At 50.5% G+C, this 11,984-nt stretch carries 10 protein-coding genes and 1 pseudogene; 1 reads left to right on the forward strand and 10 read right to left on the reverse strand.

All coding sequences use genetic code 11. The features are described from left to right. Positions 1 to 34: 34 nt before the first annotated feature. Genes hisS through ndk form a run of 4 tightly spaced genes read right to left on the reverse strand, consistent with a single transcriptional unit; the run spans position 35 to position 4,224 of the window. Positions 35 to 1,342 carry a histidine--tRNA ligase gene (hisS, locus tag AOC34_RS05700; RefSeq protein WP_108469162.1) on the reverse strand — a complete coding sequence of 436 codons (1,308 nt, stop codon included), beginning with the start codon at positions 1,340 to 1,342 and terminating at the stop codon, positions 35 to 37. Beyond that, positions 1,339 to 2,625 carry a flavodoxin-dependent (E)-4-hydroxy-3-methylbut-2-enyl-diphosphate synthase gene (gene ispG, locus AOC34_RS05705; protein ID WP_199908272.1) on the reverse strand — a complete coding sequence of 429 codons (1,287 nt, stop codon included), beginning with the start codon at positions 2,623 to 2,625 and terminating at the stop codon, positions 1,339 to 1,341. Before ispG ends, hisS begins: the two co-directional genes overlap by 4 nt. A gap of 14 nt (positions 2,626 to 2,639) precedes the next feature. After that, positions 2,640 to 3,794: a 23S rRNA (adenine(2503)-C(2))-methyltransferase RlmN gene (rlmN, locus tag AOC34_RS05710; protein ID WP_108469163.1), complete on the reverse strand. Its 1,155-nt coding sequence runs from the start codon at positions 3,792 to 3,794 to the stop codon at positions 2,640 to 2,642. Positions 3,795 to 3,798: 4 nt separating this feature from the next. Beyond that, positions 3,799 to 4,224, reverse strand: a complete 426-nt coding sequence (gene ndk, locus AOC34_RS05715; protein WP_108469164.1) for a nucleoside-diphosphate kinase — start codon at positions 4,222 to 4,224, stop codon at positions 3,799 to 3,801. 293 nt (positions 4,225 to 4,517) lie between these two features. Between ndk and AOC34_RS05720 the strand changes: the two genes are divergently transcribed. After that, positions 4,518 to 5,219, forward strand: a complete 702-nt coding sequence (locus AOC34_RS05720) for a Bax inhibitor-1/YccA family protein (RefSeq protein ID WP_108469165.1) — start codon at positions 4,518 to 4,520, stop codon at positions 5,217 to 5,219. A 204-nt stretch (positions 5,220 to 5,423) separates the two neighbouring features. Here AOC34_RS05720 and AOC34_RS05725 read toward each other — a convergent pair whose 3' ends face one another. From AOC34_RS05725 to surE, 6 genes and pseudogenes are all read right to left on the reverse strand, one after another. Next, complete coding sequence (locus AOC34_RS05725) at positions 5,424 to 7,112, reverse strand: ABC transporter substrate-binding protein (RefSeq protein ID WP_159074820.1); 1,689 nt, start codon at positions 7,110 to 7,112, stop codon at positions 5,424 to 5,426. Positions 7,113 to 7,400: 288 nt separating this feature from the next. Then, entirely contained in the window at positions 7,401 to 8,852 is a 1,452-nt protein-coding gene (rlmD, locus tag AOC34_RS05730; protein ID WP_108469167.1) for a 23S rRNA (uracil(1939)-C(5))-methyltransferase RlmD, read from the reverse strand. Further along, the gene (locus AOC34_RS05735) at positions 8,845 to 9,666 is read right to left on the reverse strand and encodes a 3'-5' exonuclease (protein ID WP_108469168.1); all 822 of its coding nucleotides are present in this window, start codon (positions 9,664 to 9,666) and stop codon (positions 8,845 to 8,847) included. Before AOC34_RS05735 ends, rlmD begins: the two co-directional genes overlap by 8 nt. Positions 9,667 to 9,677: 11 nt before the next feature. Next, the gene (locus AOC34_RS05740) at positions 9,678 to 10,508 is read right to left on the reverse strand and encodes a peptidoglycan DD-metalloendopeptidase family protein (RefSeq protein WP_108469169.1); all 831 of its coding nucleotides are present in this window, start codon (positions 10,506 to 10,508) and stop codon (positions 9,678 to 9,680) included. Then, positions 10,505 to 11,128: pseudogene (locus tag AOC34_RS05745) on the reverse strand (protein-L-isoaspartate(D-aspartate) O-methyltransferase); the annotation flags it as partial. The pseudogene AOC34_RS05745 and the gene AOC34_RS05740, both read right to left, overlap by 4 nt. Before the next feature lie 32 nt (positions 11,129 to 11,160). After that, entirely contained in the window at positions 11,161 to 11,982 is an 822-nt protein-coding gene (gene surE / locus AOC34_RS05750; RefSeq protein WP_108469170.1) for a 5'/3'-nucleotidase SurE, read from the reverse strand. Between the last annotated feature and the right edge of the window lie 2 nt (positions 11,983 to 11,984).

An 11,984-nucleotide genomic window follows, 5' to 3' on the forward strand; every position in this document is an offset into this window, starting at 1 on the left:
TCCAGGCTATTAAATACGATACGAATGCGTCATTCTATTCGGATGTCGCTACTAAGGCATCAATTACCGTGCCGAGCAATCCATCTAATGGAATGGCGCGCTGCTGCTCACCGCCACGCAAATCTTTGAGTTGTGCCTCATTGCGGGCTAGTTCATCGGGGCCAATGATCACCGCATACGCCGCGCCGCTGGCATCGGCCTTCTTCATTTGGGACTTAAAACTGGCTGCTTGGCCGTCAGGTGCGCAAAATAGAACAACATCAATACCGGCACTGCGCATTTCCTCAGCAGCGACCAAAGCGGTACGTAAAGTCTCGCCGCCCTGATGCAATACAAAGACATCGCACAAATTTGTCGCCTCTGGCAATGACTCGGACACCTTCATGAGTTCAAGTACACGTTCCATGCCCATCGCCCAACCACATGCTGGTGCAGATTTACCACCCATGCGTTCGATTAAGGGATCGTAACGACCGCCGCCTGCAATCGTGCCTTGGGCGCCGAGGGCATCGGTTACCCACTCAAATACGGTTAGGTTGTAGTAATCCAAACCCCGCACTAAGCGTGGATTAATCTTGCACGGCACGTTATTGGCTTTGAGTAAATCTTGCACGGCTTCAAAATGCGCCAGCGATTCGGGTCCCAGAAAATCCAGCAGCCGAGGCGCACCTTCAATCAAGGCTTGCATCTCAGGGTTTTTGGAATCCAATATACGCAGTGGATTGGTTTTGAGGCGGCGCTGTGAATCCGCATCCAATGCAGATGCGTTTTTCTCAAAATAGGCAATCAAGGCAGTGCGGTGCTGCGCACGCTCATCGGCCTGACCAAGCGAATTGATCTCCAAGCGTACGCCGCGCAATCCCAGCTCATCCCACAGGCGTTGACCCATCAAAATGATTTCTGCATCGATATCCGGGCCTGCAAAACCCAAGGCCTCAATACCAAATTGATGAAACTGGCGATAGCGCCCACGCTGTGGTCGCTCATGCCGAAACATTGGGCCGGTATACCAAAGGCGCTTGGGGCCATCGTAGAGCAAATTGTGCTCAATCACAGCGCGCACCAGTGCAGCAGTGCCTTCCGGTCTCAGAGTGAGTTGCTCGCCATTTAAACGGTCTTCAAAGGAATACATCTCCTTCTCGACAATGTCGGTTACTTCGCCAATACCGCGCTGAAAGACTGGAGTTGATTCAACGATTGGTGTTTTTAGTAATTCGTATCCATACGCCCGCGTGAGATCACGTACGGCATTTTCCAAATGCGTCCACTGCTGCGCATCAGCAGGTAGCAGGTCATTCATGCCCCGCACGCCATTTATTTTTTGCAGCTTGGGATTACTCATGCTTGCTTACTGCCGTAACGGGTTTTGACGTACTCTTCCACAATCACCTGAAAGTCTTGCGCAATCGATTCACCGCGGAGCGTCTTCACTTTGACGCCATCGACGAACACCGGGGCAGCCGGCGTCTCGCCCGTGCCTGGCAATGAGATACCAATATTGGCGTGCTTACTCTCGCCTGGGCCGTTGACAATGCAACCCATTACGGCAACGTTCATTTCTTCAACTCCCGGATGGGTTTTTTTCCACACAGGCATTTGCTGACGTAAGTAGGATTGAATATTGGCAGCCAATTCCTGAAAGGTCGTGCTCGTCGTGCGACCACAACCTGGGCAGGCAATCACCATCGGCGTGAAATTACGCAGGCCCATGGTTTGTAAAATTTCTTGGCCCACGATCACTTCGTTTTCACGAGGAGCGCCGGGATCGGGTGTGAGTGAAATACGAATGGTATCGCCAATACCCTCTTGCAACAAAATGGCTAAGGCGGCAGTTGAAGCCACTATCCCTTTGCTGCCCATGCCGGCTTCGGTTAAGCCCAAATGCAATGGGTAGTCGCAGCGGCGCGCAAGGTCACGATAGACCGCCACTAAATCTTGTACGTTACTGACTTTGCACGAGAGTGTGATTTGATTAGGATCCATGCCCAGCTCTTCCGCCTTCTCTGCCGATTGCAGAGCCGACTGAATCAGCGCCTCAATCATCACTTCTTGTGCTGACTTGGGCGAAGGCAGCGCAGCATTGGCATCCATGATGCTCGCAAGCAAGTCTTGATCCAGACTGCCCCAATTCACACCAATGCGAATGGGTTTGCGGTATTCGCAAGCGGCTTCAATCATTTGCGCAAATTGCGGATCACGTTTGGCGCCCTTACCTACGTTACCGGGATTAATGCGGTACTTGGATAAAGTCCTAGCGCACTCGGGATGCTCTTTCAGTAAGGTGTGGCCGTTGTAATGAAAGTCACCAATGAGCGGCACATGCACGCCCATCTTATCGAGCTGCTCCCGAATGTAGGGAACAGCAGCCGCAGCAGCCGGCGTGTTGACGGTAATGCGCACCATTTCAGAACCGGCACGTGCTAATTCTTTCACTTGAATGGCAGTTGCCAGGGCATCCTCAGTATCGGTATTGGTCATCGACTGTACGCGGACCGGCGCATTACCACCGACGGTAATTCGGGCGCTTTCCCAAACCACTTCGGATTGGCGTGAGGCGCGCTTAGGCGATGGACCGAGTGGTAATGGAGGTAAGCAATTTGACATGGTTTTGGTCGGTTCTGTCATTGGTATATGCAATATTAACGGTTGACCCATTCGATGGGCTGCTCGTAGAGCGCGCGCTCACGCACGCGCGTCCGATCCACCACATCACCAGCGAGTTGGCCACAAGCAGCGGCAATATCACTGCCCCGCGTTTTACGAATGGTTGCGACCATACCGGCATCGAGTAATAAATGCATAAATGCCTGAACGCGCTGTGGTAATGAACGGGTCAAGCCCGATTCTGGGAAAGGATTAAATGGAATCAAATTGACCTTGCATTTAATGCCACTCAATAAGCGAATTAACTCCTTGGCCTGCGCATCGCTGTCATTCACATTCTCAAGCATGCAGTATTCAAAGGTTAAAAAATCACGGGGAGCAAACTCCAAATAGCGCTCACACGCTGCCAGTAATTCACGCAGCGGGTATTTAATATTCAAAGGAACCAGCTGGTCACGCAGCGCATCATTGGGTGCATGCAAGGATACTGCCAAAGCGACGGGGCAATCTTGCGATAAGCGATCCATCATCGGCACCACGCCGGAAGTAGATACAGTCACGCGGCGACGTGACAAACCGTAGGCGTTGTCATCAAGCATCAAGCGCAAGGCAGTCAGCAAATTGTCGTAATTGAGCAGCGGCTCACCCATGCCCATCAAAACTACGTTGGAAACCACACGGCCGCTGTATACGTAGCCTGGGGTTGGGTACTCTTCTAAGCGCAGTATGGCGTTTGGATCTTTCTTTAACTCGTGCTCGGCATACCAAAGTTGGCCGATGATTTCACCGGCAGTCAGGTTGCGTGAGAAGCCTTGATAACCAGTCGAGCAAAAACGGCAATTTACTGCACAGCCGGCCTGCGATGAAATACACAAAGTACCGCGGTCGTCTTCTGGTATGAATACCATCTCTACCGCATCTTTAGCGCCTACATCAATCAGCCACTTGCGTGTGCCATCCTCTGCTTGCTCATCCCGGATGACGGGCAGCGGCTTAATTTCAGCGCGGTCAGTTAAGGAAGTACGAAAGGTTTTTGCTAAATCACTCATCGCGGCGATATCCGACACGCCGCGCTGGTGAACCCAATTCAGGAGCTGCTTGGCCCGAAATGGTTTTTCATTTAGACCCGCGACATACGCTGCCATTCCGGCAGCGTCAAAATCCAGGAGATTTGTGCGCGGGGTAGTCAATCAATTAACGCGAAAAGATATTCATGCCTGGGAAAAAGAAGGCGATTTCCACAGCAGCAGTTTCTGGCGCATCGGAGCCATGCACTGCATTGGCATCAATGCTGTCTGCAAAGTCAGCACGGATAGTGCCTTTGTCTGCTTTCTTTGGATCGGTTGCGCCCATGAGTTCACGGTTTTTTGCAATGGCGTTATCACCTTGCAATACCTGAATCATGACTGGACCAGAAATCATGAAGCTCACTAAATCTTTAAAGAATGGGCGAGCTGCATGCACAGCATAAAACTGCTCCGCTTCTGACTGCGACAAATGCGCCATTTTGGATGCGATGACTTTGAGGCCGGCCTGCTCAAAACGAGAATAAATCTGTCCGATTACATTTTTAGCTACTGCATCCGGTTTAATAATAGAAAGGGTGCGCTCCATTGCCATGCAAAACTCCAGTGATTAAATCAATAGTAATTAAAAAACAGCCATTTTTGACCAAAATTTATAGGGTATTGGCTGCCGATACGGGTACAGCGCGCTTATTTAAACGCTTGATTATTATACATTGCTTCATCCGTATTTACCCCCATAACTATTACTCTAAGCCTTTGAATTTACTAGGTATAACCCTATTTTATTTATTCTTATTGGACTGCCCCCTTGATTTAATCAATTTTGTCTATACTTGCTATCAAAGTCCCGTGGTGGACTCACGTTATTAGATAAAAGGAGTCAATATGAGTGATTTGAACTCGTTCGGCTTTGGGCAAACAGGCTCAGTTGCAAACGCGCAGGTCCGTAACCGGGTACTGCGCAATACCTACGCCCTGCTGGCACTTTCCATGGTTCCAACCGTCATCGGCGCTTGGCTGGGTGTTGCAATGGGATTCAAGCTGTTTGAAGGCAGCCCCTTCATGGGCTTTATCGTCTTTATGGCAGTGGCCTTCGGTTTTTTCTGGGCGATTGACCGCAATAAAGACAGCGGCCTAGGCGTAGTCCTGTTATTGGCCTTCACCTTCTTTATGGGCGTGATGCTGTCCCGTTTAGTTGGCTACACCCTGGGCACCTATAGCAACGGCGCAACCCTGATCATGGGTGCATTTGGTGGTACAGCCCTGATCTTCACGGTCATGGCCAGCATTGCTACCGTCAGCAAGCGTGATTTTGGCAGCATGGGTAAGTTCCTCATGATTGGCGTAATACTGCTGATCGTGGCATCCCTTGCCAACATTTGGTTGCAAATGCCTGCTTTGATGTTGACCTTGATGGTGTTAGCAATTGCGATTTTCTCTGCCTTCATCTTGGTGGACGTTCAGCGTGTGGTCAATGGTGGCGAAACCAACTACGTGATGGCAACTCTAGCTATTTACTTGAATATCTACAACATCTTTACCAACCTCTTGGCCCTCTTCGGGATCATGGGTGGCGATCGCGACTAAGTCGTAATCAGCATCAATGAGAAGCGCCCTGCGGGGCGCTTTTTCTTTGGGGCTTTATCTAGCGAGGCTGAATAATAGTGATAACGCACGGCTTTCTTTAAGAGCCTCTGGCTTGCCTATGTGCTCATGCGGATCACACATGACATCCGCAATCGAATCGTGATGGACAGTTCAGGCTAAGAGGATCATGATCCACTGGCTGGGTTAATCTTTTTTGGGACCGCCCAACATTGTCGGATAAGTAATGTTGTACTTGTAAATGATCAGGCGTAGCGAAATCAAGAAAAAGAATGTAAAGATCACCGTAAGCAAAACAGGGATCGAGCTTGCCTCAAAGTAATTTGAAATAAATAAGCCTGCAGTGAGTATCAAGCCTCCTATGACCGCGGCTTCTTCATAGATAACTCCCTTGAATGTGTGAGGTTCTTGATTAACTAAAACATCTCGCAACATACCACCACCTGCACACGAAAGTGCCCCACAAATGGGAGCCCAAAACCAAGGCATACCGGCTGCCAATGCAAGCATTGCTCCCATCGTGGCTAAGCCTGCAAAGCCAATAATGTCGGTATATTTTTTAATTCCCTTAAATAAATCAGAATGATGAAAACCTTGATAGCGCATTCCAATAATGCTAGCGCTCAATACGATAAGTAAAATGCCGGTTGGAAAGACGATGTCTTTCACATAGAAGAAGTTCAGGCGTTCACCACCAATCACAATATCGCGCAGAGTACCGCCGCCAAGTCCAGATAGTAAGGCCAAGATTAAACGACCCCATAGATCATAGTTACGATTAATACCTTCTAGTGTTCCTGACAACGCAAAGGTAAATGCGGATAGGTAAATTAGTAGTTTGAACCATTGAGACTTAACAATTTCGGTGACATAAAAACGGGTTGCCTCAGTAAGGGGTTTTGCGAGACCATCTTCTTTTTGTAGTTGCGCCCAAATGGAGTGGGTCCAGAGTAAGCTAGGGTCAATTGCCTGGTTTGGGCTAACGCGTTCTAAGAGATCTAAGCTCTTGCCATAATTAGCGAGATGAAATAATCCGAACTCATTATTATTTTTGGGCACTAGCTCCAGTACAGACTGCGCCATATGAACTTGATGGCGAATATCCAAACTAGCATCGTAGTTCAGTACTTGTTGTGCTGCCAAGGTAGGCGCAATGCGAGCTTCAGCCCAGCCTTTGCGTAAGGCCCTCATAAAACGCGTCATTTGATCCCGAAAGTTAGGATCCTGTAAGCGATCGCGCATGACATACAAGCCATCTTCGATATTGATAGTGCCGTATTTTTCAGGCTCAATCACGATCAAATCAGAGGCAGGTACGCCCGCTTCCAATATTTTCCAGTACTCGTTGTAGTTCATTGCGGTGGCGCAAGCGACATTGCGATCGATTAAATCTTTGCCATCAGGCCGTTGCTTGATCAGCTCAACTTGATTACTCGGAATGGAGAGCTTACGAAGCATTTCCATCACAATATCTTGGTCCCCCACGCCCCATACCCCGATCTTTTTGCCATACATATCTTTGGAGCTAAAGACTCCGGCGCTAATACGACAAACAATATTGAGGGCCGAGCCAGAAAAGATTTGTCCGATATTAACTACCTGTTTATCGGGCCCAGAAAGTTGGTAGGCATTGTTAAACCAGGCAATGGCTACATCAGCGTTACCAATTTGCAGTTCGTTAATGGGGTTTAATGCAGACCCTCCAGGAAACACGATTACATCAAGGCCCTCAGCCTCAAAATGTTTGCGCATTTGTGCAACATAGACCCCTGCAAATTGGGCCTGATGTGACCAAGCCAGTTGGAGTCGAACTGGGGAGGAATTGGCTTCTTGAGCAAAACTGGAGTTAGCAAAGGAAAGAAGTGTCACTAACATTAATGGGAGCCACCCCTTAAGTTGCATAAATGAAGCAAGCATGTTCATTTGAGCGGTCAAGCTATACGCTTTATCGGTAGCGTGGCTCTTGGTACGATGATGCTACCTCGGTCTCTAGAGGTCACAGAGCCCCAGAAGGAGGCAATGTAATCGGGCGGCATGCGATTTCTCCACTTTGATGTGCATTTAATACTACAAGCAAGCTTAGGGCAAACCAATAAGGGTAATGACTTAGTTTTGGTCTTTTTGCATCACCACATAATCACGTTTCATAAGCACGAACTCTTATTAAATGCCGTGCCCATTGCGCTCAAATACCGCAATCGACTCCACGTGCGAGGTATGGGGAAACATATTGATGATGCCGGCAGAGCGTAACTGGTAGCCGGCTTGGTGTACCAAAATAGAAGCATCTCGCGCTAGGGTTTTGGGATTACACGATACGTAGACGATGCGTTTTGGTAAGAAGGCATCCCATTCATGCTGCCCTGCTGCGCTTGCTTGAACAATATTGGCTAATGCTTGGCAGATTGCCATTGCGCCCTCTCTGGGCGGATCAATTAACCAGCGCTCGGCCTTGCCCCACGAAACAATGATATCGATGCTGACTTCAAACAGATCGCTCTGCATGAAACTAGCTTTGTGGCTAAGTTGATTGTGCGCTGCATTTTCAGTAGCGCGTTCTACTAAACTGGCAAGCCCTTCGATGCCCAGTACGCTACTGGCTGTACGAGCCAATGGCAAACTGAAATTACCAATGCCGCAAAAGAGATCGAGCACCCGATCACCCGCTTGCACTTCAAAGAGTCGCAAGGCGCAGCTGACCAGCGAGCGATTCATCAGGTGATTGACCTGGGTGAAGTCGGCTGGTTTAAATGGCATCTCAATACCAAACTCCGGCAGGCGATAGCAGAGCATACCCGTTGGCGGATGAAAGGGAGCCAGGCTTTGTAAGCCACTGGGTTGCAGCCAAATCCACACACCATGCTGATCGGCAAATGCTTTGATGGCAGTTTGATCCGCTTCTATCAGCGGCTCTAAATGCCGAATCGCCAAGGCGGTAACTTGACTACCGATTTCCTTGCCCTCGCCTACAGCGAGTTCAATTTGCGGCACTCGGCTCGGATCGCTGAGTGACATGATGAGCGCGCGCAGGGGCTCGAGTAAATCGGATACATGCTTGGGCAGTATTTGACATGACAGCATGTCGGCCACATACGCGCTTTGGTGCTCATGAAAACCCACCAGTACTGTGCCTTTTTTAATCGAACGATTGACCACACTAAAACGCGCGCGGTGGCGATAGTGCCAAGTAGGCCCAGCCATGGGTCGCAATACTTCCTGCGGGCGAAGCTGGCCAATATGCAATAAATCATCTTCTAGTACACGCTGCTTGATCGCGATTTGCGCGCGGATATCCAAGTGCTGCATGGTGCAACCGCCACACACACCAAAATATTGGCATGCAGGCTTCGCTCGAAAGACCGCCTCTTTCATAATGTCGATTACTTTGGCTTTGGAGAAGCGGGATTTATCGCGGGTAATTTGGTAGCGCACCACCTCGGTTGGTAAGGCGCCCCGAATGAAGATCACCTTACCGCTTTCACCGCGTGCAGCCGCTTCTTCGGTTGGTGCTAGGCGGGCAATGCCCTGGGCATCGAGATCCAAGCCCTCCACCAAAATGGGGTCAGAGATATCGTGGCTTTCTGGCGCTACGCGTGCGCGTGATCGCCTAGGCATCGCCTGCAAAACCAGCGAGGTATTCTTGCCAGGCTTGGCCGTTTGGCTCTTTGGCCTCTTGCTCTAAATAGCGCTTCACAAAGTCCAGCTCTTCATCGTGCTCGGCTTGCGTTACTCCGCCCCGCAGGAGTTGGTAACGGCAATACATGAGATAGGTGTTCACGACATCGGTTTCGCAATAGCGCCGTATGTCCGCGATTTTGCCGTCTTGGTAGGCTGGCCACACTTGACTGCCATCCATGCCGAGCTTGCCTGGAAAGCCGCACAGTTTGGCTAAGGCATCCAAAGGGGCATTGGCCCGGCCATTGAATTTCGCGAGCAAATCCATTAAGTCTAAATGCCGCATGTGGTAGCGGCTAATGTAGTTATTCCATTTGAAATCGCGGCTATCGCTATCTTGGCTCTCGCCCATTTCCCAATAGCGCGGTGCATGTACTTGGTTAATTAAGGCGCGGTAGTGCAAGACCGGTAAATCAAAGCCGCTGCCATTCCACGATACCAATTGCGGCGTGTATTTTTCGATCAAATCAAAAAATGCCTGAATCAATACCTTTTCAGAATCATCTGAGTTGCCGAGGGAGCCGACTTTGATTTGTGGCAGACCTTCTTTGGTGGTGCGCCGAATGACGCAAGAGATCGCCACAATGCGTTGCAAGTAGAGTGGTAAAAAATCGCTGCCGGTTTTATCTAAACGCAGTTGCATCACTTGCTGCGCCACATCCGCATCTGCCATACTCGCCGGAAAATCCCCCAGCCGGCGCAGACCTGCTACATCCGGAATGGTCTCAATATCAAATACCAGAACGGTTGTCATGCCGCCTTACGTTACTGCAGGAAAGGCAGCGGATCTACGGGCTTGCCATTCACGCGAAGTTCAAAATGCAGTCGCACGGAGTTGGCATCGGTATCGCCCATTTCTGCAATCTTCTGACCCTTGCGCACGGCATCGCCCTCTTTCACCAATAAGTTGCGATTGTGGGCATAGGCGGTGAGGTAAGTATTGTCGTGTTTGACGATCACTAAATTACCGTAACCGCGCAGGCTATTTCCAGCATATACAACGCGGCCATCGCCCGCAGCCTGAATGGGATCGCCAAGCTTACCGGCAATGTCGATGCCTTTGTTCTTGCCGTCAATGAAATCTTCTACTACCTTGCCTTTGGCTGGCCATGATAAGCGGATGCCTGGCGCATTTGCATCGGGCTTAGCTGACTCGGCCTTCGCTTCCACTGCCGGTTCAGCCGTACGCTGCTCTGCCATTTTTTGCGGCGCCGGTGTGGTGGCCGCCGACGTCAACGGTTTTACAGTCATTGCATTTGCAGGCGGCCTTACTAGCAATAACTGATCGACCTCAATCAAGTTGGGGTCGCTTAAGTTATTCCAGCGCACGACGTCACGATAGGACTGTCCATGATCCAAGGCAATCCGCAATACGGTATCCCCCCGCTTCACACGGTAATACCCCGGCGGCGTTGGAATGTTTGCTGTTGCTGTTGATGATTCGGGGCGCGTACGATCGATTACGGTCGCAGGCGTAGTACGCGGCGTAGTACATGCCGAGAGGAGTAAGACTGAACTGATGCCAATCAGCATCACAAGGGAGGGCATGTCGCTGCGCTTGATTTGGGTAATAGAACAATGGCTTGGTTTTTTCATACTACCCCTGATTGTAAAGGCACAAAAAAGACCTCGTCTAGGGCCGTGCGCTGATAGCGGTGGGAACTGACCCGTTCAATCAGGAGTAATTGCTGCTCTTTTGCATTGCGCGCCACCGGGGCTACCAAACGCCCACCAATCGCCAGCTGATCCAGTAACGCATCCGGAATACCCAAACCGGCAGCAGCCAAAATAATCGAGTCAAAGGGAGCGGCTTGTGGAAGCCCCAAAATGCCATCCCCATAAATTAGTCGGAGATTTTTAATCCGAAATGGCCTTAAATTATCGCGGGCTAAATCATGCAATGGCCGGATGCGCTCAATGGAATACACCTCATCGGCGAGCAGACTTAATACCGCTGCTTGATATCCGCAACCCGTACCGATTTCAAGGACTTTACTGAGCGGCTGTTTGGATTTATGCAGGACCTCAATCATGCGCGCCACCACCGATGGCTTCGAGATGGTTTGCTGATGCCCAATCGGCAAGGCAGAATCTTCGTAGGCTTGGGGATGCAGGCCCGCATCCATAAAAGCGTGGCGTGGCACCGTGGCAATGGCATCTAACGTTTTAGCGTGCTTCACACCCGCCATCGCTACCTTCGTAGCAAGCGCCTGCCGGTGTCCGGCGAACCGATCTACAGAGGCCGACTTCAATCGCGATTCCAACCGTCTGCGGCCATCGCTTTTTGCCGAGCGTGGTCAGTAAGATCAAGCTGCATTGGCGTAATCGATATACAGCCCTCATTGATCGCATGAAAATCCGTGCCAGAAGAAGCATCCTTCGCGTCGCCCGCTGCGCCAATCCAGTAAATCTTGTCACCGCGTGGGTTGTTTTGTACAACGACGGGTTGCGAGTGGTGGCGATTACCTAAGCGCGTGACGCGCCAGCGCTTGAGTTCGTCGTAAGGTCTGTTCGGAATATTGACGTTGAGTAAGGTGGCTATGCCATCGGCCTGCTGGGGGTGTTTTGGCATCGGGTGGGACAGCATTTGTTTGACAATGTCGTGCGCTGCTTGCGCTGCATCATCAATACGGGCCCAGCCTCGATCGGTTTGCGAGAACGCAATCCCAGGAACGCCAAACATCACACCCTCCACTGCTGCGGCAACCGTACCGGAATAAAGTACGTCTTCGCCCATGTTCTCGCCTTGGTTGATGCCAGAAACGACTAAATCAGGGCGATGGTCTAAGTAGCCCGTCATGGCAATGTGCACGCAATCGGTTGGCGTGCCATTAATAAAGACAAAGCCATCGCGCTCTCCGCCAGCGATCCGATGAATCGACAAGGGACGTGAAAGTGTTAAAGAATTGGAGGCGCCGCTGTGGTTTTGCTCGGGGGCAATTACCGTAATCCGGCCCAAGGGGCGGATCGCATTCACTAAAGCCAATAAGCCAGGCGCTAAATAGCCATCGTCATTGGAGATCAGAATGTGGGGCAACGCGGTGTCGCCGGAAGGAAAAGAAGTAGCCATAC

It is taken from the genome of Polynucleobacter difficilis, assembly GCF_003065365.1.
In the GTDB taxonomy this organism is placed as follows: domain Bacteria; phylum Pseudomonadota; class Gammaproteobacteria; order Burkholderiales; family Burkholderiaceae; genus Polynucleobacter; species Polynucleobacter difficilis.

Excerpts from the sequence above, each read along its gene's own strand:
- hisS (WP_108469162.1), bottom strand. The coding sequence starts at position 1,342 with ATGAGTAATCCCAAGCTGCAAAAAATAAATGGCGTGCGGGGCATGAAT.
- ispG (WP_199908272.1), bottom strand. The coding sequence starts at position 2,625 with ATGACAGAACCGACCAAAACCATGTCAAATTGCTTACCTCCATTACCA.
- ndk (WP_108469164.1), bottom strand. The coding sequence starts at position 4,224 with ATGGCAATGGAGCGCACCCTTTCTATTATTAAACCGGATGCAGTAGCT.
- AOC34_RS05720 (WP_108469165.1), top strand. The coding sequence starts at position 4,518 with ATGAGTGATTTGAACTCGTTCGGCTTTGGGCAAACAGGCTCAGTTGCA.
- AOC34_RS05725 (WP_159074820.1), bottom strand. The coding sequence starts at position 7,112 with ATGTTAGTGACACTTCTTTCCTTTGCTAACTCCAGTTTTGCTCAAGAA.
- rlmD (WP_108469167.1), bottom strand. The coding sequence starts at position 8,852 with ATGCCTAGGCGATCACGCGCACGCGTAGCGCCAGAAAGCCACGATATC.
- AOC34_RS05735 (WP_108469168.1), bottom strand. The coding sequence starts at position 9,666 with ATGACAACCGTTCTGGTATTTGATATTGAGACCATTCCGGATGTAGCA.
- AOC34_RS05740 (WP_108469169.1), bottom strand. The coding sequence starts at position 10,508 with ATGAAAAAACCAAGCCATTGTTCTATTACCCAAATCAAGCGCAGCGAC.
- surE (WP_108469170.1), bottom strand. The coding sequence starts at position 11,982 with ATGGCTACTTCTTTTCCTTCCGGCGACACCGCGTTGCCCCACATTCTG.